This is a genomic window from Hafnia alvei (assembly GCF_034424155.1).
In the GTDB taxonomy this organism is placed as follows: domain Bacteria; phylum Pseudomonadota; class Gammaproteobacteria; order Enterobacterales; family Enterobacteriaceae; genus Hafnia; species Hafnia alvei.
On sequence record NZ_CP139992.1, the window covers coordinates 4,153,556 to 4,176,898 of the forward strand.

The 23,343-nt window shown below is 49.5% G+C and carries 21 protein-coding genes; 11 read left to right on the plus strand and 10 right to left on the minus strand.

Annotated features, from left to right (window positions below):
- Positions 1-42: 42 nt before the first annotated feature.
- The 6 genes from rng to csrD form a co-directional block, all read right to left on the minus strand.
- On the minus strand, positions 43-1,512 hold the full coding sequence (rng, locus tag U0008_RS19155) for a ribonuclease G (protein WP_040045631.1): 1,470 nt from the start codon (positions 1,510-1,512) through the stop codon (positions 43-45).
- The gene (locus U0008_RS19160; protein ID WP_043488983.1) at positions 1,502-2,095 is read right to left on the minus strand and encodes a Maf family protein; all 594 of its coding nucleotides are present in this window, start codon (positions 2,093-2,095) and stop codon (positions 1,502-1,504) included. Before U0008_RS19160 ends, rng begins: the two co-directional genes overlap by 11 nt.
- A 44-nt stretch (positions 2,096-2,139) precedes the next feature.
- Positions 2,140-2,628, minus strand: coding sequence for a rod shape-determining protein MreD (mreD, locus tag U0008_RS19165; RefSeq protein ID WP_040045629.1), 489 nt, complete (start codon positions 2,626-2,628; stop codon positions 2,140-2,142).
- The gene (gene mreC / locus U0008_RS19170; protein WP_043488981.1) at positions 2,628-3,704 is read right to left on the minus strand and encodes a rod shape-determining protein MreC; all 1,077 of its coding nucleotides are present in this window, start codon (positions 3,702-3,704) and stop codon (positions 2,628-2,630) included. Before mreC ends, mreD begins: the two co-directional genes overlap by 1 nt.
- Positions 3,705-3,863: 159 nt before the next feature.
- A complete protein-coding gene (gene mreB, locus U0008_RS19175; protein WP_012147106.1) occupies positions 3,864-4,907 on the minus strand; it encodes a rod shape-determining protein MreB in 1,044 nt (347 codons plus the stop codon).
- Positions 4,908-5,364: 457 nt separating this feature from the next.
- Positions 5,365-7,266, minus strand: a complete 1,902-nt coding sequence (gene csrD / locus U0008_RS19180) for an RNase E specificity factor CsrD (protein ID WP_043488978.1) — start codon at positions 7,264-7,266, stop codon at positions 5,365-5,367.
- A gap of 257 nt (positions 7,267-7,523) precedes the next feature.
- Here csrD and acuI point away from each other — a divergent pair, with 257 nt between their 5' ends.
- From acuI to prmA, 9 genes are all read left to right on the plus strand, one after another.
- Positions 7,524-8,501 carry an acrylyl-CoA reductase (NADPH) gene (gene acuI / locus U0008_RS19185; protein WP_043488975.1) on the plus strand — a complete coding sequence of 326 codons (978 nt, stop codon included), beginning with the start codon at positions 7,524-7,526 and terminating at the stop codon, positions 8,499-8,501.
- Positions 8,502-8,675: 174 nt separating this feature from the next.
- On the plus strand, positions 8,676-9,677 hold the full coding sequence (gene msrP / locus U0008_RS19190) for a protein-methionine-sulfoxide reductase catalytic subunit MsrP (protein ID WP_043488973.1): 1,002 nt from the start codon (positions 8,676-8,678) through the stop codon (positions 9,675-9,677).
- 66 nt (positions 9,678-9,743) lie between these two features.
- Positions 9,744-10,343 carry a protein-methionine-sulfoxide reductase heme-binding subunit MsrQ gene (gene msrQ, locus U0008_RS19195; protein WP_040045624.1) on the plus strand — a complete coding sequence of 200 codons (600 nt, stop codon included), beginning with the start codon at positions 9,744-9,746 and terminating at the stop codon, positions 10,341-10,343.
- A gap of 241 nt (positions 10,344-10,584) precedes the next feature.
- Entirely contained in the window at positions 10,585-11,037 is a 453-nt protein-coding gene (gene aroQ, locus U0008_RS19200) for a type II 3-dehydroquinate dehydratase (RefSeq protein WP_043488971.1), read from the plus strand.
- A gap of 92 nt (positions 11,038-11,129) precedes the next feature.
- Positions 11,130-11,591 (plus strand): acetyl-CoA carboxylase biotin carboxyl carrier protein, encoded by a 462-nt coding sequence (gene accB / locus U0008_RS19205; RefSeq protein WP_025798452.1) that lies wholly within the window; start codon positions 11,130-11,132, stop codon positions 11,589-11,591.
- Positions 11,592-11,602: 11 nt separating this feature from the next.
- Positions 11,603-12,952 carry an acetyl-CoA carboxylase biotin carboxylase subunit gene (gene accC, locus U0008_RS19210; RefSeq protein WP_025798454.1) on the plus strand — a complete coding sequence of 450 codons (1,350 nt, stop codon included), beginning with the start codon at positions 11,603-11,605 and terminating at the stop codon, positions 12,950-12,952.
- 157 nt (positions 12,953-13,109) lie between these two features.
- Positions 13,110-13,352: a YhdT family protein gene (locus U0008_RS19215; RefSeq protein ID WP_025798456.1), complete on the plus strand. Its 243-nt coding sequence runs from the start codon at positions 13,110-13,112 to the stop codon at positions 13,350-13,352.
- Positions 13,342-14,799, plus strand: a complete 1,458-nt coding sequence (gene panF, locus U0008_RS19220) for a sodium/pantothenate symporter (RefSeq protein ID WP_025798458.1) — start codon at positions 13,342-13,344, stop codon at positions 14,797-14,799. The genes U0008_RS19215 and panF overlap by 11 nt, the downstream gene beginning before the upstream one ends.
- A gap of 10 nt (positions 14,800-14,809) precedes the next feature.
- Positions 14,810-15,691: a 50S ribosomal protein L11 methyltransferase gene (prmA, locus tag U0008_RS19225; RefSeq protein WP_004097150.1), complete on the plus strand. Its 882-nt coding sequence runs from the start codon at positions 14,810-14,812 to the stop codon at positions 15,689-15,691.
- A 45-nt stretch (positions 15,692-15,736) separates the two neighbouring features.
- Here prmA and U0008_RS19230 read toward each other — a convergent pair whose 3' ends face one another.
- Complete coding sequence (locus U0008_RS19230; RefSeq protein WP_043488968.1) at positions 15,737-16,216, minus strand: ASCH domain-containing protein; 480 nt, start codon at positions 16,214-16,216, stop codon at positions 15,737-15,739.
- A gap of 310 nt (positions 16,217-16,526) precedes the next feature.
- On the opposite strand from U0008_RS19230, the gene dusB reads away from it, so the two are divergent.
- Positions 16,527-17,531, plus strand: coding sequence for a tRNA dihydrouridine synthase DusB (gene dusB / locus U0008_RS19235; protein WP_043488967.1), 1,005 nt, complete (start codon positions 16,527-16,529; stop codon positions 17,529-17,531).
- Positions 17,513-17,809, plus strand: a complete 297-nt coding sequence (gene fis / locus U0008_RS19240) for a DNA-binding transcriptional regulator Fis (protein WP_004097144.1) — start codon at positions 17,513-17,515, stop codon at positions 17,807-17,809. Before dusB ends, fis begins: the two co-directional genes overlap by 19 nt.
- Before the next feature lie 154 nt (positions 17,810-17,963).
- Here the strand turns inward: fis and U0008_RS19245 are convergent, their stop codons facing one another.
- From U0008_RS19245 to U0008_RS19255, 3 genes are read right to left on the minus strand one after another with little or no spacing between them, the layout of a single operon-like run.
- The gene (locus U0008_RS19245; protein WP_043488964.1) at positions 17,964-21,290 is read right to left on the minus strand and encodes a phage tail tape measure protein; all 3,327 of its coding nucleotides are present in this window, start codon (positions 21,288-21,290) and stop codon (positions 17,964-17,966) included.
- 8 nt (positions 21,291-21,298) lie between these two features.
- Complete coding sequence (locus tag U0008_RS19250) at positions 21,299-22,960, minus strand: terminase large subunit (RefSeq protein ID WP_035503816.1); 1,662 nt, start codon at positions 22,958-22,960, stop codon at positions 21,299-21,301.
- On the minus strand, positions 22,944-23,300 hold the full coding sequence (locus tag U0008_RS19255) for a phage terminase small subunit P27 family (protein WP_004094761.1): 357 nt from the start codon (positions 23,298-23,300) through the stop codon (positions 22,944-22,946). The genes U0008_RS19250 and U0008_RS19255 overlap by 17 nt, the downstream gene beginning before the upstream one ends.
- Between the last annotated feature and the right edge of the window lie 43 nt (positions 23,301-23,343).

The following is a 23,343-nucleotide window of genomic DNA, read 5'->3' on the forward strand; positions in this document are numbered from 1 at the left end:
GCTCTTCTCCTTGAAATCATAATCGTAAGCTGAGCGTTCAAATCACATCATAACCACGTCGAATTGCTCTTGGTTGTAAAGCGGCTCAATCTGTACTTTGACCTGTTTACCCACAAAAATCTCCACCTCAGCCAAAGAATGAGATTCTTCGCTTTTCAGCGCTTCGCCAACGGCAGGTGACGCGTAAACCAAGAACCGATCGCTGTCATAAGCATGGTGTACACGAACGATCTCACGCAAAATCTCGTAGCATACGGTTTCGACGGTTTTCACCGTTCCACGCCCGCGACAGGTTGGACAATCGCTGCACAGCACATGTTCAATGCTTTCGCGCGTTCTTTTGCGCGTCATTTCCACTAATCCTAGCTGGGAAAAACCGTTTATGCTGGTTTTCGCACGATCTTTGCTAAGCGCCTGCTCCAACGAATGCAGCACGCGGCGACGGTGATCTTCACTGCTCATATCAATGAAATCAATGATGATAATTCCGCCTAAATTGCGCAGCCGTAGCTGACGAGCAATCGCCTGAGTCGCCTCAACGTTGGTGTTGAAAATGGTTTCATCCAGATTACGATGGCCCACAAACGCACCGGTATTAATATCCACCGTCGTCATGGCTTCCGTTTGATCGATAATCAGATAGCCACCCGATTTTAGCTCAACACGGCGATCGAGCGACCGCTGGATCTCGTTCTCAACGTCATAGAGGTCGAAAATGGGCTGCTTGCCGGTATATAACTCAAGCTTAGACGTCATCTCCGGAATGTACTCACGGGTGAATTCGGTCAATGAATCAAAATTCAGGCGCGAATCAACGCGGATGCGATCTAACGCGGCACCCGCAAAATCACGCAATACGCGGTGCGCTAAGGCTAATTCGCCATACAGCTTACATTTGGTTTTATTACGACGCTTGCGTTCCATTACTTTGGTCCACAAACGTTTTAAAAATGCGGCATCTTGTGCCAATTCTTCGTCATCAATACCTTCCGCCGCCGTGCGGATAATAAATCCGCCCTGCTCATCACAGTATTCAGAAACGATAGACTTCAGACGATTGCGCTCCGCTTCGCCTTCAATACGCTGAGAAACGCCAACGTGGCTCGCTCCCGGCATAAAGACCAGATAACGAGAAGGCAGCGTAATATCCGTGGTTAGGCGTGCGCCTTTTGTTCCAAGGGGATCTTTGACAACCTGAACCATCAGGTCTTGTCCCTGACGAACCAGCTCAGCGATATCACGTACGTGGAAGTTTTTTTGCTCATCACCCGCCACGCATTCGGTGTGCGGCATAATGTCCGAGGCATGTAGAAATGCCGCTTTATCTAATCCAATGTCGACAAAAGCCGCCTGCATGCCGGGAAGTACACGGCTGACGCGCCCTTTGTAAATATTACCCACAATGCCACGCTTAGATTCACGCTCAATATGGATTTCTTGCAGGATCCCCCCGTCAATGTAGGCGACCCGTGTTTCTGAAGGTGTAACGTTAACTAGCAATTCAGCTGTCATGGTCTCTCCTCACGTCCCGTAACGCCATAAACTGTTTAAGTAGCTCTTGTGTTTCTACTAACGGTAGTCCCATTACGGCATGATAACTACCGGTAATAGATCTGACGAAGCAGCCACCTTTTCCTTGTATCCCGTATGCACCCGCTTTATCCATGGGTTCGCCGCTGGCGATATAGTCGTGAATATCTTGTTCGCTGAGAGATCGAAATGTCACGTCGGTTACCACATGACAATATAACTGATGCTGTCTATCTGCCAATGAAACCGCGGTAATCACCTGATGAGTTTGCCCAGATAGTTGGCGCAACATCTGTGCCGCATGAGCCTCATTTTTAGGTTTTTCTAGCACTAAGCCATCTAGCACAACAATCGTGTCAGCACCCAGCACCGGTTTGTCTTCTGGCGCAGCATCAACACCTGCACGCGCTTTATCCTGAGCCAAACGGCAAACGTATTCCAATGGCGTTTCTTCTGGCTGGCGCTGTTCTTCCACATCAATAATCAAGCGCTCGAATGGAATATCCATTAACGCTAATAATTCGCGACGGCGCGGCGATCCAGATCCCAGATAGATAGAGTCCATTGATAATTCTCGTTATAAATAAATGAGCTTTACCCTAAGGTAAATTATTGCACCGCAAAACGACGACGAACTTTGCGCATCAGCAAGAATAGCCACGGCCACAGCACGCCGTTAACCACACTACTCCAGAATACCTCTGGACGGAAAGAGGCATTTGCCACAACAAATTCACCCCAGAAAACAACAACGTCCATGGCAGCCGTGAGTAATACCACCATCAGAGCCTGCTGCCAGAGTGCCATATTGCGGAATAGTTGGAATTTGAATGCGACCAGATATGCCAACAGGCTAAACGCTAACGCGCGAACGCCGAGCGTGGAGCCTAAAATGAGATCCCAGATCAGGCCCAGCACAAAACCCGTGCCAACGTTAACCCGATGCGGCAACGCCATCACCCAGTAAATCAGAAACAAGGCTAACCAATTCGGCCGAAACATCATCAATTCGTCCGGCCACGGCATTATTTGCAATACGAAGGCCAGCAGAAAGAACAACCAAATAATCCACCGTCCTTGGCTACGATATCCCGACATTAACGACCTCCTTGCGCACGAGCAGGAAGCGTTGTGGCTGAAGGCGAAACCGCAGGAGTGGCTGAGCTGGTAGCGTTATTGGTAGGCGTTACTGGCGCAACGGGAGTCGTTCCCGGCGGGATAATACCTGCAGCTGGCGCGGGTTGTTGGGGCCCCATTTCTGACGGCGTCGGTAACACCTGCGGCATCATCTGCATCAAACGTTCATTGGCAACACGATGTACTTCATCTGGCGGCAGCGGCATGGTGCCATTGCGATCGGCACCCCACAGCAGCAGCAGATAGCGCAAGCGCTGTAGCCCCGCCGTTGGACGCGCTTTGATCACGGTATACGCACGTTGGTTATCCACTTTAACCGAAGAAACCACGGCAACCGGATAGCCTTCAGGGAAACGTCCACCCAAGCCGGATGTCACCAAGACATCACCGACGCGAATATCGGTATTGGCAGGAAGATGCTCAAGCTGGAGATCGTCAGTACAACCGTTACCCGCGGCTAACACGCGAATGTCATTGCGCAATACCTGAATAGGCAAAGCATGTGAAGCATTACAGATCAGCAGCACTCGGCTAGACATTTTGCCGACGGCAACAACCTGACCGACTACGCCTTTATCACTGATGATAGGCTGACCAAAATAAACGCCGCTGTTGCTACCTTTATCTATCACCACCTGATCGCTATAGGGATCGGGCAATGTGGAGATGACCTGCGTCACCATTTTGTGCTCATCCTGACGCAACGGCGATCCCAGCAGCTCACGCAGACGGGCATTCTCTTGTTTGAACTGACCGAGTAACAGGGTATCGCTATTTTTTAATAGGAGTTCTTGGCGTAATGCCCTGTTTTCCAGTTCCAATTGTTCGCGGGTGGCCAACGTACTTGAAACGTTGTCCAGAATCTGACGAGGTCCATTTGACAGATAATAAAAAGGACTAACGGCGGTATCAAGATAGCTACGAATCTGCAGAAAAGTACCAAAACGGCTATCTGCAATCACTAATCCAATAGCAACAACCACCGCCAGAAAAAGTCGGAGTTGCAGAGAAGGGCCTCTGCTAAATATGGGCTTCATAAAATTGCGTTATCCTCGACAGCAGGGAAACAGGCAAGCGTTTCCCGAGCGGTTTTAGCGATTCCACGATGCACAACCACCGGCTTGGGAATTCCCAATCCGGTGGCAAACACGTGGCATCACCGGCAAGCAGGAGCCAAGCTCCTACCTACTGGCCGATTATTCTTCGCTGAACAAATCACCGCCATGCATATCGATCATTTCCAACGCTTTACCACCACCACGCGCCACACAGGTCAGCGGGTCTTCGGCAACAACAACTGGAATACCGGTTTCTTCCATCAGCAAACGGTCTAAGTTGCGCAGCAGTGCGCCGCCGCCGGTCAGAACCATACCGCGCTCGGAAATATCAGAAGCCAATTCTGGTGGACACTGTTCCAGAGCAACCATCACCGCGCTTACGATACCGGTCAGAGGCTCTTGCAGAGCTTCCAGAATTTCGTTGGAATTCAGCGTGAAGCCACGAGGAACACCTTCTGCCAGGTTACGGCCACGAACTTCGATTTCGTGAACTTCATCACCAGGGTAAGCAGAACCGATGCCGTGTTTGATGCGTTCGGCGGTTGCTTCACCAATCAGTGAGCCATAGTTACGACGCACATAATTAATGATAGCTTCATCGAAGCGGTCACCACCGATACGTACAGAAGAAGAGTAAACCACGCCATTAAGGGAGATAACGGCAACTTCAGTGGTACCACCACCGATATCCACCACCATTGAGCCGGTAGCTTCAGAAACAGGCAAACCTGCGCCAATGGCTGCTGCCATTGGTTCTTCAATCAAGAAGACCTCACGAGCACCTGCGCCCTGCGCAGACTCACGGATTGCACGACGTTCAACCTGCGTTGCACCTACTGGCACACACACCAAGACACGCGGGCTTGGACGCATAAAGCTGTTGCTATGCACCTGTTTGATAAAGTGCTGAAGCATCTTTTCAGTCACGAAGAAATCGGCAATAACGCCGTCTTTCATTGGACGAATCGCGGCAATATTACCTGGCGTACGGCCCAGCATTTGCTTAGCTTCATGCCCTACCGCGGCTACACTTTTCGGGGAGCCTGCGCGGTCCTGACGAATCGCCACTACGGACGGTTCGTTCAATACAATGCCTTGTCCTTTCACATAAATCAGGGTATTGGCTGTACCCAAGTCGATGGACAAGTCATTTGAAAACATGCCACGAAATTTCTTAAACATAACTGAAGGATAATCCTGAAAGCTGGGGGCGAAAAATAAAATCCGCCTACTTTACCAACCACGCGAAGCAGCGACAAGGCGCAAAAACGTCCTACTTCGGTGAAAATTTACACCATGTTTGAGATTCAATGAATTAGGCCTACAGGTCAGAGAAATAACAGCACAATCTCACCTTCAGCGGCCACAGAAACACCACGCCGGTAATTCGTTGAACGGTAAAACACAGCACACATGAGCTTTGAAACTGACCGACAGACAATATTTGACCAATAGACAACCTATTGCTGAACAGTTTCGATACATTAATGCGTCGAATACTGCGGACGGTCTTTTGTATCAATCGGCAGGTGGTCACTAACGTTAGCACCTACCAACTATGAATGACTTGGTCGCGCGCTATTCTACGTGAATTTCACGCGACAAAAAGGCCAATTTATTGTCGATGTGAATATTTTTTTTACACACGACTAACAGGCCTTGGTTTTGCAAAAAAATCTCCTTGGCCACCGGCGATCCCTTTGTCTTTTAGTACCTGCCATTCTTCTTTAGTTCGTACGCCTGCGGCAAAAACCTGTGCCGACGTGCCTTCACACGCGCCCGTCAAGCTCTGAACAAACAGCTGATTTTCTACCCGCTTATGGATATTACGAACCAAGCCAGGATGAAGTTTTACCAACGTCACCTGTAATTGCTTGATATAAGAAGTGCTAACCACTTTGAGCCCTGCTTGAGAGATAACAATGTGGCAGCCCAAACCTTGCAGCAAGCGCACAACAGGGCGCAAACGGTCAATATGCTGGCTCACATCCGCCTCAGACAGTTCAAACAAAATACGCTGGCGAAGCGATTTTTCACTCTGAAGCAGCGTGTCACGCAGCCAACGTTGGAAACTGCGCTGCAATAATGAGTCAATACTAACCGGAAAGGCTAGTTTCTCAGCAGAAAAATGACGTAATAAAGGAATAATCTGAAGCAGCATCTGCCGGTCATAGCTTTCAGCCATGCCAAGCTGTTGAACGAGCGGATAATATTCCGCGCTTGGAAGCGCCTGCCCCCCATCGTAAATATAAGGAAGAATATCGTGATGATGCACTTCTCCACTCACGCTGACCGCTTCTTTTTGCAACAGCGTTGGGCCGCCTCGTGCAAGCGTTTGTTCTAATAGCGTGCGCCATTTCACACTACCGCGTACCACTTCCGGTACGGGGTTACTATCAATAAACCAGCCGTTACTGCCCTGTAGCACCGCGTTGCGCGCTGCCTGTTCGGCCTGATCCATCACCTGCTCGGTACTTTGCCCATAATGGTAAAGGCTAATCCCGATGTGCAATACTTCCTCGCTATCAATCCCGTTGGCAGGAGGAATAGCGCTGACCGAGTTAATGAGCTGAGATGCAAACCCTTCGGCTTCTTTTAACGATCGATGAGGAAGCAACACGGCAAAATTGTTTTGGAAATAGCGGGCTAATAGCCCAGATGGATAACGCATGACCGACGTCGACAGCATATTCACCAGTGAATAGCGGTATTCTTCACGCTCGCGTTTACCTGGCAGACCCGCCATCGATTCCCAGTCTGGCACACGGATCACCATCACTACGCCGTGCGCACCTTCATCTTCTAACTGCGTCGTCAGTTGATTATCAAAAAAGAGACGGTTATTGAGGCCAGTGCGAGAATCTTGCGCCGCAAAAGCGCGGATCAAGGTATCGACCCGCCCGCGCTCTTCGCGCGCATCGGCCAGATCGGAGAGTAGACGATCGACAGCGCTACTCGCGTTAGGTGGAAACTCATGTACGTCGCCACGAACCGCATTTTCTCGCTCACCGCCCAAGATTTTCCGCGCCCGCCGCTCTAGCTTTTCGAGCCCCAGCGTTTGTTCACGTAGCCAGCGATAGCTAAATAGCAGCACCAAAATCATCAGACCGATAGAAACCGTCACGGGAAACATGGTTTCCAGCGAGCGTGTATAGCTCGCCGTGGGATCGATATACACCATTTTTAGGCTATAGCCTGGATGATGCATTAAAGGCGCGTCAACATAGCGCTGGTTGGTTAGCGTATCCCACGCGTTGTAGCTGGTCGGTAATTTAAGCTGATAGACCTGATGAGAATTATTGTGGACGATGATTTCATTTACGCCAGATGAGCGCATAACCACCGGCAGCCATTTTTTGATATTGCTGCGCGGCTCGGTCAACAACAGCTGATCAATAGTCGTCGCGAGGGCATTAAGCTGGTTTTCAGCCCGATGATGGCTTTGATTGAAAAAACTGTATGTACTTCCCAGCAACATCAGCAACATCGCCAATGCCACTAAGACCGTAATAAACGCAAACAACTTGGTTGTGATACGCATCCCTGTCAGTACCCACCTATATAATGTAACTTAGCCGTAAATTTGGCTCCCAAGCGCCTTTCCATTGCGCACACCGACATCCTAAGAGCTTCATTGCTCTATATCAAAGACAACTTTTGAAATTATTCACACACTGATTAATCTATTAGCATAGCGAATTCCTAATTAATCCGAGACGATTTTTGTCAATGAATGAGGCGTCTCGCGGTATTTTCTCGATCTTTTGGCAATTTAATGACCTCAACGAGGGCTCCCGAATGAAAGCTTTAGTGCTTGAACAAATTGATGGCAAAACCGTTGCCAATATTCAGACTCTGAAAACTGACGATCTCCCCGCAGGAGATGTTCTCGTTGATGTCCAGTGGTCCAGCCTTAACTATAAAGACGCCTTGGCGATCACCGGTAAAGGCAAAATTATCCGTAATTTCCCAATGGTTCCCGGCATTGATTTTGCCGGTACCGTCCATCACAGCGAAGATCCGCGTTTCCATATTGGTCAATCCGTGATCCTCACCGGCTGGGGCGTGGGAGAAAATCATTGGGGCGGTTTATCTGAGCAAGCTCGTGTTAGCAGTGAGTGGCTCGTTGCATTACCTCAGGGGCTGGATGCGCGTAAGGCCATGATTATTGGCACAGCGGGCTTTACCGCCATGCTGTGCGTTATGGCTCTCGAAGATGGCGGCGTGACGCCAGAAAGCGGTGAAATTCTGGTTACAGGTGCCAGCGGCGGCGTGGGCAGTACCGCTATTGCGTTACTGACTCGCTTGGGCTACCACGTTGTTGCCGTGAGTGGCCGTGATAGCAATGAAGAATATCTAAAATCACTAGGCGCAGAGCGAGTTCTGCCACGCAGTGATTTCACCGCCGACAGCCGTCCATTAGAAAAGCAAATTTGGGCCGGTGCCATTGATACCGTTGGCGATAAAGTGCTGGCGAAAGTCTTGGCTCAGATGGACTACAACAGCACGGTTGCCGCCTGTGGGTTAGCCGGTGGCTATCAGTTACCCACCACAGTGATGCCATTTATTTTACGCAATGTGCGCTTGCAAGGCGTTGATTCCGTGATGACTCCGCATGAACGTCGCACCCAAGCATGGGAGCGTCTGGCTGATTTACTGCCGGAAAGCTTCTATGAACATGCATCAACAGAAGTTGCGCTGGAAAAAGCCGCAGAAGCAGCCGCGGCCTTAATCGATAACAAAGTCACGGGCCGCACCTTAGTGAAAGTTCGCTAAGCAGCGTCCTGCTAGTTCACACTAAACACTTCCCTCTCCCACTAAGGAGAGGGAACCTTCACGCTAAGTATGACGAGTTTATAACAATTTCGTGATACTCCTCCATTACGCGTAATTCCTGCCATCATGTTTTTCAACAGCGACGATAATTAAGAAAAACAAGAGGCATCGATCATGGTTAAATTTCCAAGATTCACTGAATCAGATGTCACGCCGGAGAGCGTGTTTCAGCAACGCCGCAGCGTACTCAAAGCGTTAGGCATTACCGCTGCATCTTTAGCACTTCCCCATGCTGCTCAGGCCGATCTTCTTTCTTGGTTTAAGGGTCACGATCGCCCAGCGGCTCCGGCAGGCAAACCACTGAAATTTACCCAACCGGCAGAGTACCAAGCAAAGCTCGCGCTCACGCCGGAAGATAAAGTGACAGGCTATAACAACTTTTATGAGTTCGGCTTGGATAAAGCCGATCCCGCAGCCAATGCCGGAACGTTAAAAACCGAAGGCTGGAAAATTCGCATCGACGGCGAAGTCGCCAAACCGCTCACGCTCGATATGGATGACATCTATAAACACTTTGCCTTGGAAGAACGCATTTATCGCATGCGCTGCGTTGAGGCTTGGTCGATGGTGGTGCCGTGGATAGGATTTGAGCTGGGAAAACTGCTAAAAATGGCGGAACCCACCAGCAAAGCTCGCTACGTGGCGTTTCAAACTATTTATGACCCTGACAACATGCCGGGGCAAAAAGATCGCTTTATCGGCGGCGGGCTTAAATATCCCTATATTGAAGGTCTGCGTTTAGACGAGGCCATGCATCCACTCACCATGATCACTACGGGCGTCTATGGCAAAGCGCTACCGCCGCAAAACGGTGCCCCTTTGCGTCTCACGGTACCGTGGAAATATGGCTTCAAAGGGATTAAGTCGATTGTCAGCATCCGCTTAACTCACGATGAGCCGCCGACAACCTGGAATGCCAGCGCACCGGACGAATATGGTTTCTATGCCAACGTGAATCCACATGTCGATCATCCTCGTTGGTCGCAGGCCAGCGAACGTTTTATTGGCTCCGGCGGCATTTTGGACGTCAAACGTCAACCAACGCTGCTTTTTAATGGTTATGCCGAACAGGTCGCACCGCTCTATCAAGGCATGGATCTGAGGAAGTTTTTCTAACCATCTAACCCGATGCGCTCAAGATGATCCATCAGAAGCCTAGAGTACGAGGTCAACAGCCCAAACATGAAAAGACTCACGCTCAAACAGATAAAGATAGTCAAAGTGCTGATCTGGCTAGCGGCAAGCCTGCCGCTGCTCTGGTTAGTATTTGCGACCACACAGGGACTGCTTAGCGCCGATCCCGCCAAAGATATTCAGCATTTCACCGGCAGAATGGCGCTAAAACTGCTGCTGGCCACCCTTCTTATTAGCCCACTGGCGCGCTACGGGAAACAACCGTTGCTAATTCGCTGCCGCCGTTTGCTTGGAGTTTGGTGTTTTGTTTGGGCATCAATTCACTTAGCCAGCTATACAATTCTGGAACTTGGGTTAGACTTCACCCTGCTGGGCAGTGAGTTGATCAAGCGACCTTATCTCACCTTAGGTATCATCAGTTGGCTGATTTTATTTGCTTTAACGGTGACATCCACCCAGTGGGCGATGCGAAAAATGGGTTCTGGCTGGCAGAAATTACATAATTTTGTCTATATTGTGGCCATCCTAGCGCCGATTCACTACCTGTGGTCGGTGAAAACACTCTCACCATTGCCTATTTTTTACGCGATTGGAGCAATTATATTGTTAGCATTCCGTTATCAGAAAATTCGCCAATGGTGGCGGTAACGGTTGGAACTTATTAGTATTTTTCTATTCAAATTCATTCAACGTGTTTCTATCTATCGGAATTCGTAGTTGAATATCTTCGCTGATTCGACCAGTATTTAGCTGCTAATTGCCACGAAATCATTATAATGCCCGACCTTATACGCAGATCTGTGCCACAAATTGACACAGAAAAGGTGACAAGTCGGTGACATAGGGTTATTTTGACGATGATCGTCTGATTGCCGGAGATAGCAGCACAATGGCAGATAAGTTCAACATTTTGCTTTTAAACGGGCCTAACCTAAATTTGTTAGGAACGCGTGAGCCAGACAAATACGGCAGCACCACGTTGCCAGAAATTGTCAGCCATTTAGAACAGGCCGCCGATGCGCTGAATGTTTCGCTCAGTCATTTGCAGTCTAATGCCGAATTTGAGCTTATCGATCGTATTCATGCTGCCCGAGGCAACACTGACTTCATTCTGATCAACCCTGCGGCATTTACGCATACCAGCGTAGCACTCCGCGATGCACTGTTGGCAGTTCAAATCCCGTTCATCGAGATCCACCTGTCGAACGTGCACGCACGCGAGCCTTTTCGTCATCACTCCTATCTGTCTGATATCGCTGTTGGCGTTATCTGCGGCTTGGGTGCAGGTGGATACGAATTCGCCCTGCAGGCGGCAGTTAACCGCCTGAAAAAATTTAACTAAGGATGTCATCTCGGTCGATCCGAACCCAGGGTTCAGATTCAGACAGATGAGCATCTATATTCTACGTAACAACAAAGAGTACGGAATCACACATGGATATTCGTAAAATCAAAAAACTGATCGAACTGGTTGAAGAATCTGGCATTTCTGAGCTGGAAATCTCTGAAGGTGAAGAATCAGTACGCATTAGTCGTGCCCCAGCAGCAGGCAGCATGCCTATGATGCAGCCTTACTATGCAGCAGCACCTGCGCAAGCGGCAGCTCCAGTAGCAGCAGCGCCTGCGGCAGCACCTGTAGCAGACGCTCCGGCAGCGATTAGCGGTCACATTGTACGTTCTCCGATGGTCGGTACTTTCTACCGTACTCCAAGCCCAGATGCGAAAGCGTTTGTTGAAGTGGGCCAAAAAGTGAATGTTGGCGATCCACTGTGCATCGTAGAAGCAATGAAAATGATGAACCAGATTGAAGCCGACAAATCCGGTGTGGTGAAAGCCATCCTGCTGGAAAACGGCCAACCGGTTGAATTTGACGAGCCTCTGGTCGTCATCGAATAACGAGGCGAGTCATGCTAGATAAAATTGTTATCGCCAACCGTGGTGAAATTGCCCTGCGTATCCTGCGCGCTTGTAAAGAGCTGGGAATCAAAACCGTAGCAGTTCACTCCACGGCTGACCGCGATCTGAAACACGTGCTGCTGGCAGACGAAACCGTCTGTATCGGCCCTGCACAATCAGTCAAAAGCTATTTAAATATCCCTGCGATTATCTCTGCGGCTGAAATTACTGGCGCCGTAGCGATCCATCCGGGTTATGGCTTCCTGTCTGAAAACGCTGATTTTGCTGAGCAAATCGAGCGTTCTGGCTTTATCTTTATCGGCCCACGCGCTGAAACTATCCGCCTGATGGGTGATAAAGTTTCTGCGATTAGCGCGATGAAAAAAGCAGGTGTCCCTTGCGTACCGGGTTCTGACGGCCCATTAGGCGACGATATGGTGAAGAACAAAGCCATCGCCAAACGCATCGGTTACCCAGTGATTATCAAAGCCTCTGGCGGCGGCGGCGGACGCGGTATGCGTGTTGTTCGCGGCGATAAAGATCTGGAACAATCCATTATCATGACGAAAGCGGAAGCCAAAGCGGCTTTCAACAACGACATGGTTTACATGGAAAAGTATCTGGAAAACCCACGCCACATCGAAATTCAGGTGCTGGCAGATGGTCAAGGCAACGCGATCTATCTGGCTGAACGTGACTGCTCAATGCAGCGTCGTCACCAGAAAGTCGTCGAAGAAGCACCAGCGCCAGGCATCACACCTGAGCTGCGTCGCTACATCGGCGAACGTTGTTCTAAAGCTTGTGTAGACATCAACTATCGCGGTGCGGGTACTTTCGAGTTCCTGTTCGAAAACGGCGAGTTCTATTTCATCGAAATGAACACCCGTATTCAGGTTGAACATCCAGTGACTGAAATGATCACCGGCGTCGATCTGATTAAAGAACAGCTGCGTATCGCTGCAGGACAGCCTCTGTCTATCAAACAGCACGAAGTCCAGGTTCGTGGCCATGCGGTAGAATGCCGTATCAACGCCGAAGATCCTGATACCTTCCTGCCAAGCCCGGGTAAAATTACGCGCTTCCACGCGCCGGGCGGCTTTGGCGTTCGTTGGGAATCTCATATCTACGCGGGTTACACTGTACCTCCGTACTATGATTCCATGATTGGTAAGCTTATCTGCTACGGTGAAAACCGTGACGTAGCTATCGCTCGCATGAAAAATGCGTTGGCGGAACTGATCATCGACGGCATCAAAACCAACGTTGAGCTGCAACAGAAGATTATGAGTGATGAGAACTTCCAACACGGCGGTACTAACATTCATTATCTGGAGAAAAAACTCGGTTTGCAGGAAAAATAACTGCGCGTGAGTTTTAGCTCCCTAAAAAGGCCGGGTAACCGGCCTTTTTGCTTTTTAGCTGCCGAATCGTCCAGAGAAACGATAACGCTGCATTAAAAGTAGGGTTGCCGTAAAATCCCGTACCTTCTGACTTCTTATTCAAACAGGGGAGATCCCCATGGATGCACGCTTTTCGCAGGCGAACCGTGAAGCACGCTGGGCTTTATGGCTAACCATTGCTTATTTGGTGCTATGGATCGCTGCCGCATATATCCCAAACAACTTGCAGGGCATAACAGGATTACCACACTGGTTTGAAATGGCCTGTTTACTGTTGCCGCTGGTGTTTATTTTGCTGTGCTGGGCGATGGTTCGCCTGATTTTTAAAGACATACCTTTAGGGAACAATGATGCAGACTGATGTCATTTTACCGCTGGTAGGCTACCTATTATTGGTATTTGGTTTATCGGTATATGCCTATCGTCGCCGCCAAAAGGGCAACTTCCTTAACGATTACTTCATTGGCGATCGGTCAATGGGCGGCTTCGTGCTCGCGATGACGCTAACCGCCACCTATATTAGCGCCAGCTCGTTTATCGGTGGACCCGGCGCAGCCTATAAATATGGGCTAGGATGGGTACTGTTAGCAATGATTCAGCTGCCTGCCGTTTGGCTGTCGCTTGGCATTCTCGGTAAGAAATTCGCTATTCTGGCACGCAAATATAATGCCGTTACGCTTAACGACATGCTGTACGCGCGCTATAAAAGCCGTTTATTAGTTTGGGTGGCGAGCCTGAGTCTGCTGGTCGCTTTCATCGGTGCTATGACCGTGCAGTTTATTGGTGGTGCACGCCTGCTGGAAACCGCTGCGGGTATTCCTTACGATACCGGCCTGCTGATTTTTGGCGTCAGTATTGCGCTCTATACGTCGGTGGGCGGCTTCCGTGCTAGCGTGCTTAACGATGCCATGCAGGGCCTCGTGATGCTGCTCGGCACCATTATTCTGCTGGCCGGTGTTATCCACGCCGCTGGGGGTTTGCACGCTGCCGTAGATACCCTGAAAAATATCGACCCTAAACTTGTTGCACCGGAAGGGGCTGACGATATTCTGAGCGCGCCGTTTATGGCGTCATTCTGGGTATTAGTTTGCTTTGGCGTGATTGGCCTGCCACACACCGCCGTGCGTTGTATTTCATACAAAGACAGCAAAGCGGTACATCGTGCCATTATTATTGGCACCATCGTGGTCGCCATTCTGATGTTTGGCATGCACTTAGCCGGTGCGCTTGGGCGCGCGGTTCTGCCCGATCTCAAAGTGCCCGATCTGGTTATTCCAACGCTGATGGTGAAAGTCCTGCCGCCGTTTGCCGCAGGTATCTTCTTGGCCGCGCCGATGGCCGCGATCATGTCCACCATTAATGCTCAGCTGTTACAATCGTCGGCGACCATCGTCAAAGACCTGTACTTGGGAATGCAGCCTCACGCGCTCAAAAATGAAAAGCGTTTGGCAAGAATGTCCAGTCTGTCTACGCTGATTTTAGGTCTGCTATTGCTGCTGGCAGCATGGCGTCCACCTGAGATGATCATCTGGCTGAACCTGTTGGCGTTTGGCGGCCTTGAAGCGGTATTCCTATGGCCACTGGTTCTGGGTTTGTACTGGGAACGCGCTAATGCACACGGGGCGCTTAGCTCAATGGTTGCTGGTGCCGTTTGCTATACCGTTCTTGCCACCGCCGACTGGCATATATTCGGCTTACATCCGATTATTCCGTCACTGTTAATCAGCTTGGCGGCATTCTGGATCGGAAACTTTTTTGGCGAACGTGGTGCGTCCACGTCCGCTGCCACTGAATTAAATTCAAAATAGAGACTTCGAGATGCCTTGGATTCAAATCAAAATCAATACGACCGGCAATCAGGCAGAATCACTGAGTGATGCGCTGATGGAAAGCGGCGCGGTATCCGTTACCTTCCAAGATACTCATGACAATCCGGTGTTTGAGCCGCTGCCGGGTGAAACTCTGCTGTGGGGCGATACCGACGTGATCGGCCTGTACGATGCTGAAACCGACATGAAAGAGATTGTCGCGATTCTGGAAAACGATCCTGCGCTAGGCAAAGGCTTCCACCACAAAATCGAGCAGATCGAAGACAAAGACTGGGAGCGCGAGTGGATGGACAACTTCCACCCAATGCAGTTTGGTCGTCGTCTGTGGATCTGCCCAAGCTGGCGTGATGTTCCCGATCCAACTGCGGTGAACGTTATGCTCGATCCGGGTCTGGCGTTTGGTACGGGTACGCATCCAACCACCGCCCTTTGCCTACAATGGCTGGATGGCTTGGATCTGGAAGGCAAAACTGTGATCGACTTCGGCTGTGGCTCAGGCATTCTGGCGATCGCAGCGCTGAAACTGGGTGCCGCACGCGCTATTGGGATCGATATCGATCCGCAGGCAATTCAAGCTAGCCGCGATAATGCCCAGCGTAACGGCGTTTCTGAACGTTTAGAGCTTTATCTGCCAAAAGATCAGCCAGCCGACCTGAGTGCCGATGTGGTTGTCGCCAATATCCTCGCAGGCCCGCTACGTGAACTCGCACCGCTGATCAGCGATCTGCCAAAATCAGGCGGCCATTTGGGCCTATCGGGCGTATTGGCCACGCAGGCGCCAAGCGTTGCAGAAGCCTACGAAGATAAATTTATTATCGATCCGGTAGCAGAACGCGAAGAGTGGTGCCGCATTACCGGTATTCGCCGCTAAGCGATATTCCCACGTTCACAACGAACCACCATTAAAAACAGCGCCTTATTCTGGCGCTGTTTTTGTTTCAGCAATACCCAATAACCGGAAATACTCACAGACCAGCCACATATCCTCAGTGAAGTTTTTGTCTATCGCCGCAAGGGACTCTTCAAAAAATGTCTGATGAGCCTGCCGCCAATAAGCCAAAGACTTATCCCCTTCCCCCTCTGCCGCCGCGAATACGGCGTCTACATCACGAAAGCGGCGCAAAGACACCTGCGTGGTTTCTATCGCCGCCACGGGCTTTTCACGCCCATCTAGCACAATAGTCAGGTAACCCACGTGAGGAATGGTGCTTCCCTGTTGCTGATACTCCACCAAGGCACCGCAGGTAGCATATTTATCGCCGCTGACGATAAGGTCTGCAAGCTGCTGCGCTAACTCACCCGGCGAACCAAACTGTTCAGCATGATAAGGACGGCCCGCTAAATCTGGGTGTGCTTGTACTATTTTCGACCAAAATAATGCGATTTCACTGTCCATATCATCCTCTAAAATGCGATATGCATCCCATTTATAGCGTCATTATTGCTGCTTTAATCAGCAATTTGTTTGACTGACGCTGCCAAAAACAGGTTAAAACCACGAATACTAAAGGTAAAAAATAAAAGAGCATTTTTTAACCATCGCAATATAACCATATGTTAAACAACAAAAATAATCAAACACCAGCCCTCAGCCCGCGATTTCATTGATCTACAACAGAGGATTGTTCAAAGTTTGGCCTTTCATATCCAAGCAAAAATGCGTAATATACGCGCCCTTGCGGACACAGTATGGTCAGTCTTTGTCTATGCGCATTGGACACATTGAACTTAAAAATTGCCTTATTGCTGCGCCTATGGCCGGCATAACCGATCGCCCTTTTCGGACGCTTTGCTACGAAATGGGTGCAGGGATGGCTGTCTCTGAAATGCTCTCTTCCAATCCGGAAGTGTGGCAGACAGATAAGTCGCGTCTGCGTATGGTGCATTTAGACGAGCCTGGGATCCGAGCCGTGCAAATTGCCGGGTGTGACCCTGATGACATGGCTGCTGCGGCCAAAATCAACGCTGATAGCGGCGCGCAGATCATTGATATCAATATGGGTTGCCCAGCGAAAAAAGTGAACCGCAAACTCGCGGGTTCTGCGCTTTTGCAGTATCCCGACTTGGTTGAAAAAATCCTCAGCGCGGTAGTTAACGCTGTGGATGTACCGGTAACGCTAAAAATTCGCACGGGCTGGAGCCCAGAACACCGTAACTGTGTTGAGATTGCCCAATTGGCTGAACGCTGCGGAATTCAGGCCCTGACTATTCATGGCCGAACACGTGCTTGCTTATTCAACGGCGAGGCGGAGTACGACAGCATTCGGACAGTTAAGCAGAGTGTTTCCATCCCGATTATCGCGAATGGAGACATAACTGACCCGCATAAAGCCAGAGAGGTACTCAACTACACCGGAGCCGACGCTCTGATGATAGGACGTGCCGCTCAGGGGAGACCCTGGATCTTCCGGGAAATCCAGCATTATCTGGACACAGGGGAGCTGCTTCCGCCCATGCCGTTGGAGGAAGTTAAGCACTTGTTATTAGGGCATGTACAAGAACTGCATCATTTTTACGGTTCTGGTAAGGGATTTCGCATTGCCCGCAAGCACGTATCTTGGTATCTCCAAGAACACGCCCCATGTGACCAGTTTCGGCGCACATTCAACGCCATAGAGGATGCCAGCGAACAGCTGGAGGCGTTGGAGGCATATTTCGAAAATCTTAGCGTAAAAAAAGAGCTGACAGAACTATGTTCGAACAACGCGTAAATTCTGACGTACTGACCGTTTCTACCGTAAACTCCCAGGACCAGGTGACTCAAAAGCCACTGCGTGACTCGGTTAAACAAGCCCTGAAAGGCTATTTTGCTCAACTGAATGGTCAGGACGTTAATGATCTGTATGAGCTGGTACTGGCTGAAGTAGAACAGCCACTGTTAGACATGGTGATGCAGTACACTCGCGGTAACCAAACCCGCGCTGCGCTGATGATGGGAATTAACCGCGGAACTCTGCGTAAGAAATTGAAAAAATACGGCATGAACTGATACTAATCAGTTAACGTATTGAAAAAAGGCGCTTTTCCTTGACTGGATTAGCGCCTTTTTATTGGAATTGACTACACCATTGACTACACATGGTTCTGAACGAACTTAAACATTAGCGAACCAATACGGAATTATTTTCTCTACTGCATATTGGTTAAACACCCAGCAACCGTCGAGCCTGTCCCCGCGTTTGGAAATCTTGCAATATATCCATTCGCGCTTTTTTAGCCCCATCGTTGGCACCCTTGCGGGCGGCTTCCTCCATGGCCCTTATCAAAGCAGCATCACCGTTACCATTGACATGAATGTGTTGAGTGATATTAGGCGAGGATGATCCGTTACTCATTTCTGGCTGACTACCCATCACCCTTACCCCAAGAGAACCATCCGGCGAGCGAGTTAACGGCATGATTGCCTCTGGCCCTGCCTCACCCATAAGTCCCGCACCTTTGGCAAATGCGAAATAAGTAGGAGTATCAACAATGCTATTGCTGTAAGCGCTTAGCCCCTCTGAGGCATACGCACCACCTTTGGCGTTAAGAGTGAGATTACCGTAAGCACCACTACTAAATGCCCCTCCGGCGTCACCCGAAGCCCCAGAAGCGCCGCCTCCGAACATGCTCATGAATCCTGCGCCACCCAGTCCTTTAATGCTGTTGACAAGCATGGCGTTAAGAATAATTTTTTGCATAGATTGCAGCACGGATTTAGACCAATCCTCCCAGCTAGATTTATTCCCACTAAGAGCGTCAGAAATACTCCCCACAAACCCGCTCATGGTGTTACTGACAAGGCTTGCAGTTTGATCAGCATAATTTGAGGCGGTATCCATCCAGTTAGATAAGCCCTCGGCAGAGCCAGCATTCCAGTCATTACGCATGGCATCAGACGCAGAGTAATAGCCCTCCTGATCACGTAAACGCTCATCAAGATATTTTTTGTTGAGTGCAACCTCCTGTTTATACAGGCTCTCAGAGATTTCCCCTCCCTGATACTGGCGTTGGATCTCAACATTTTTCTGCTCAAACTCTTCACGTATTTTGAGCATTTCCTGCATACGCCCACGAGTCAATGAACCTTGACCATAGCCCACCAGCTCAGCATTGTTAGAAGCGCGTGCACTGGCGTTACTATCAGCGAGATTGGCCTCATAGGCGGCGATTTGCTGTTTTATTTTCTGCTGATCAATCAGCGCGGCATTTTGTAGTAACGTTTGTTTCTGTGAAGCGGTCAGCGTTTGTAGTTCACCTTGGCTAATTTGATACTTAGCTTTCGCGAGTTCGGTGTTCTGGCCATCCAATGCAATTTGCTCTTTCTGCTGCTTAATCAGCTTCTCATAGGTATCAGCGGTTTTCTCTTCCTCGGTCTTGGCACCTTTATGCGGTTTACTTTGCCGTAATGCCTCGAGCTTTCTTTCTCCCTCAACGGCAAGATTGATATATTTTTCATACTGCCCAGAGGGGAGGTTAAGATCATCAGCCTCAAACGTTGCCTGCTGTCTCGCTTTTTCTAATCCCTGCAATCCTGCCAATATATTCTGGCGCTGTGCCTTATCCATCGCCTCTTGTTGCTTTTGTGTCAAACCTTTCGATGCACCAGAAGTACCTGACTGATTGCTTTTTTGATTTAAGGAGTCAATAAATTGTAAGGTTGTAGCCATTGCGTTTACATTGGCAATAGCAAGGTTCGTAGTATCTGATAGGTTTTTCTGATACTTGGCAAAAGCAGCATCAGAGGCAGAAACCTTACCGTTCAATTCCCCCTGAAGCTTTGCTTGATTATCTGTAGCATTATTTAACTTGTAGGTTGATTCCGAAACGTCTCGAGAAATTTTATCGAATTCTCTTTGTGCTTCATTTAATCTTTCCTGTGCATCAGAAATGATAGCTATCGGGGCTTCAGAGTCTTTTAACCCGTCAAGTTGCTTACGATATTCGGAAACTGCTTCTGCAGCTTCTCGTTGAGATGTGGCCTGCTCATTTATTTTATCCCTAAGAGCATCAATAGAAGATCCTGCATCAGCGATAGCCCCTTTAAGCTGCAGTTGGCTCATCTCCCGAGATTTAGCGACAACCTCATCAAGTGTGCCTGCGTACTGTATCGCCGATTCTTTGGCTTGTTCTTGTTTTTGGTACATCATGTACCACGCCCCAGCACCTAGCATTAGCGCCCCCGGAATACCACCGACAAGCGACAATAGTCCAGCAGCCCCAGAACGCACCAGCGACATAGCCGATGTGGCTTTATTTAACGCCAATTGAGACGCAGATACCGCTTTATTGGATTGTACGAGCGTCGCGTTTGCAGCAATCAGCGCACTGCGCTTGGCGGTGGCGTTCTGTGTGGCCATCGCTTCTTCGTTGGTATTTTTTGCGAGCGCAAGTTCTTTTGCCGCTAACTGGTGTGCTTGTTCGGCAGCAATGGCGTCTGCAGCTGCTTTACGTTGCGACTGAATCGCCGCTTCTGCGCGTGCGGCAGATAAGGCAATCTCATTCTTGCGGGCGTCAATCAACTGCGCTGTCTGAGTGCCAACGTTTCCGAGCATTCCACCGACAAAACGCGCCCCGCCAATGGCAGCTAATGCGCCAGCAGCGGCGGCAACGGTATTCATATTTTCAGCGACGCTATCTAGCGTACCTGCCAGCATTGCCGACGCGCCTGAGGCTTGGTTGGCACCACCAACCCACGCCATAAAGGAGTTTTGAACCTTCTGAGCGGATCCGCTTACTGTCGCCGGCAACGTATCAAACTCTTTACGCAATTGCTCAACGTTCGTTAGTAGCGGAACGATGCGGTCAGTGGTGAGTTTTCCGGCTTCTGCCATATTTCTCAAACCACCAACGCTTGTCCCCATCCCATCTGCTAACAATTTTGCCAGTCTGCCCCCATTCAGCATGATGGAGTTAAACTCTTCACCACGTAATACACCAGAAGCAAGAGCCTGACTTAGCTGAGTGATAACGGAACTCGCCTCCTCCGTGCTGGCACCAGAAAGCTTTAGTGAAGTTGCGATAGTCTCGGTGACGGAAGCCACATCCTTTGATGCATATCCCGCGTCACGTAAAGAGGAGGCAATACGGCTATATAGACTCGAGTTTGCTTCGAGAGACGTCCCTGTACGCTGGCTAATTTCCATCAAGGCACTTTGAGCTGCAGAAAAATCGTCCGTTGATGTTGACGCCAAGCGAAGGCGACCGCTCAACTGGCTCCAAGTATCTGCATACTGGATTAGCTGATGAGTTGCAAAAGCCCCTGCAAATGCCCCAGCCATGCTCGCTGCACTCGATTTAACCGAGGCCATTTCTGAATTTAGGTCTTGAAGCGCTCTCTGTGTTTGTTTTGTTGCTGCAGATGCCCGCTTTCCTCCTTGTTCCATCGTTTTGTAATAATCATTCCCCATGCGGGAGGCTCGGGCGATCTCGGTTTGAAAAGAACTCGAGTTTGCCGATACCTTGATAATTAATTCTCGCAAAGTTGCCATATTGTCTCCTATACCCCGTCAAATTTACTAAGGCGTTGTTTGTAGTTGTCGCTCATATCAAAGGCGAAATCCTCGTGCTCAGCTTGGAAGGTGCCGAACGCCATTAGCCCAGCAATTGCGGGGTCAATTTTGTTAGAAGATTTCTTTTTGTTGGGCTTAATGTTGGCGTTAGCGTCAGACTCCATCACCACGTTACCAATAGCCCAAGTCAGCACCGGATCACCGTTATGGCGCACCACCTTACGGTTAACGAACACCTCAAAAGATTTCGCTACGGGACTGAATTTCAGATAAGTTTGCGGGAATGGCTCAACATCGAGACCTGCTCCCTGTAGTTGTGTGCGCAGATGCGTAGCGTTCCACGTATCAAAGCCCACCAGCCTGATATTAAAAATCTCTGCATCATGTAAAATATCGTCGCGGATACGGTCATAGTCGATGCAATCACCAGGAGTAGTGCGTATCCATCCCGCCTTTACCCACTGGCGATAAATCGCGCGGTTTTTGTTAGCAACATTCTGAAGTTGAGCTTCTGGCAGGTAGTGGCGGGTAAGTAGACGGATTTCTTTATTGAACGGAAAAACATAGCTAACGCTAGTAATGTCGCTGGTTGAAGATAGGTCAAAACCTGCGTAGCACTCCATTCCAGCTAAATCGTTCTCGCTATAATCCTCCTTGCAGGCATCCCAAGCACCCGCCCCCATCCACGGTGTAGAGCCCTGACACCAGATATTGAAACGCTTGGTGAGCATTTCGACCCATTGAGAGGGGATCCCGCGGGCTTTTTGAATGGTGGACTCAAGCTTTGCTGCATCAACTGATACATTTAAATTGGGATTGGCCTTAATCCACATTTCCGGCTGATCCACCTCATTTTCATCGTCTAACTCATAGATCAAGACAAACAATGAATCATTGCTATCCTCGCCGGATAAAATCTGGCAGCAATAGTCGTAATGCTGTTTACAGGCCGAAACAACGTTACTCCCAGCCGTAGTGATCGCGAACAAAATGGCCTCAGGACGAGCCCCCATCCCCAATTCAAGTGCGGAATACACGCCGTTATCGGGGTGAAGATGATACTCATCCACAATAGCTAAACTGGGGTTTGTCCCTTCAATGGTTGCCGCTTTAGCTGCCAGCGGTTTTAACAGGCTATTATTCTTGGGATAGATAAGCTTGTGAGCTTGAATATTGACGCGTTTTTTAAGCGGCTTTGATAATAAACACATCTGCCTAGCATCATCGAATACGATACGGGCTTGGTCACGACTTACCGCAGCGGTGTAAATATCCTGCTGGCCTTGCTCCATGACCAAAAACCAATTAGCCAGCATCGCGGCAACGGTAGACTTTGCATTTTTGCGCGGCACCTCGATAAAGGCGCTGCTGTACTTCCGGCGCCCAGAATCCTTAACCTTAAAACCCAGCAAATTAGCAAAAGCAAACTGTTGCCATGGTTCGAGATCAATAGGCTTGCCTCGTAGTGGCCCCTTGACGTGTGGACACAAGCGAGAGAAAGCAATAAATCGCTCTACAGTGGGGGTATCGAACTCATAACGGGGGTCATTCAGGTCTGAAAAGTACCTGTTCACGGCCTGTTTTACGCGCTTACAGGCGTTAATTTCCCCTGATTTTATGGCGTTCGCATACTCATGCCATACGGTCAATTTCATCTTCATCTTCCGTTTCTACCGGGTTTCGGCGGCGGCTGACGGGATCAAATCCCAGCAACGACGACATTTTAATCATGATTTTTTCTGCGTCAGACTTCGCGCTTAATGCTGGATTTCGACTCTCTCCGCCTTGGCTGTTCTTGATGCTGAACCCTCGGGTGCCAAGGTCTTCAACCGCTTTTCGATACATCGAATAATTCACGCAATACAATTCAAGGTTGTTCCAATCTGCCGGAGTCAGATCCCCGCGTTCTGCCAGTTGCTTTGCCTTCGCTTTCCACTGTTGCGCGGCTAACTCATTGAGGTAAGCAGGCGGTTTTGGTGGTCTTGCCATAAAAATTTCTCGTTTCCATCGCTTTTTATTTTCAAAAAAATCA

Coding starts and splice junctions, on each gene's coding strand:
- rng (WP_040045631.1), bottom strand. CDS start 1,512: ATGACAGCTGAATTGCTAGTTAACGTTACACCTTCAGAAACACGGGTC.
- U0008_RS19160 (WP_043488983.1), bottom strand. CDS start 2,095: ATGGACTCTATCTATCTGGGATCTGGATCGCCGCGCCGTCGCGAATTA.
- mreD (WP_040045629.1), bottom strand. CDS start 2,628: ATGTCGGGATATCGTAGCCAAGGACGGTGGATTATTTGGTTGTTCTTT.
- mreC (WP_043488981.1), bottom strand. CDS start 3,704: ATGAAGCCCATATTTAGCAGAGGCCCTTCTCTGCAACTCCGACTTTTT.
- mreB (WP_012147106.1), bottom strand. CDS start 4,907: ATGTTTAAGAAATTTCGTGGCATGTTTTCAAATGACTTGTCCATCGAC.
- csrD (WP_043488978.1), bottom strand. CDS start 7,266: ATGCGTATCACAACCAAGTTGTTTGCGTTTATTACGGTCTTAGTGGCA.
- acuI (WP_043488975.1), top strand. CDS start 7,524: ATGAAAGCTTTAGTGCTTGAACAAATTGATGGCAAAACCGTTGCCAAT.
- msrP (WP_043488973.1), top strand. CDS start 8,676: ATGGTTAAATTTCCAAGATTCACTGAATCAGATGTCACGCCGGAGAGC.
- msrQ (WP_040045624.1), top strand. CDS start 9,744: ATGAAAAGACTCACGCTCAAACAGATAAAGATAGTCAAAGTGCTGATC.
- aroQ (WP_043488971.1), top strand. CDS start 10,585: ATGGCAGATAAGTTCAACATTTTGCTTTTAAACGGGCCTAACCTAAAT.
- accB (WP_025798452.1), top strand. CDS start 11,130: ATGGATATTCGTAAAATCAAAAAACTGATCGAACTGGTTGAAGAATCT.
- accC (WP_025798454.1), top strand. CDS start 11,603: ATGCTAGATAAAATTGTTATCGCCAACCGTGGTGAAATTGCCCTGCGT.
- U0008_RS19215 (WP_025798456.1), top strand. CDS start 13,110: ATGGATGCACGCTTTTCGCAGGCGAACCGTGAAGCACGCTGGGCTTTA.
- panF (WP_025798458.1), top strand. CDS start 13,342: ATGCAGACTGATGTCATTTTACCGCTGGTAGGCTACCTATTATTGGTA.
- prmA (WP_004097150.1), top strand. CDS start 14,810: ATGCCTTGGATTCAAATCAAAATCAATACGACCGGCAATCAGGCAGAA.
- U0008_RS19230 (WP_043488968.1), bottom strand. CDS start 16,216: ATGGACAGTGAAATCGCATTATTTTGGTCGAAAATAGTACAAGCACAC.
- dusB (WP_043488967.1), top strand. CDS start 16,527: ATGCGCATTGGACACATTGAACTTAAAAATTGCCTTATTGCTGCGCCT.
- fis (WP_004097144.1), top strand. CDS start 17,513: ATGTTCGAACAACGCGTAAATTCTGACGTACTGACCGTTTCTACCGTA.
- U0008_RS19245 (WP_043488964.1), bottom strand. CDS start 21,290: ATGGCAACTTTGCGAGAATTAATTATCAAGGTATCGGCAAACTCGAGT.
- U0008_RS19255 (WP_004094761.1), bottom strand. CDS start 23,300: ATGGCAAGACCACCAAAACCGCCTGCTTACCTCAATGAGTTAGCCGCG.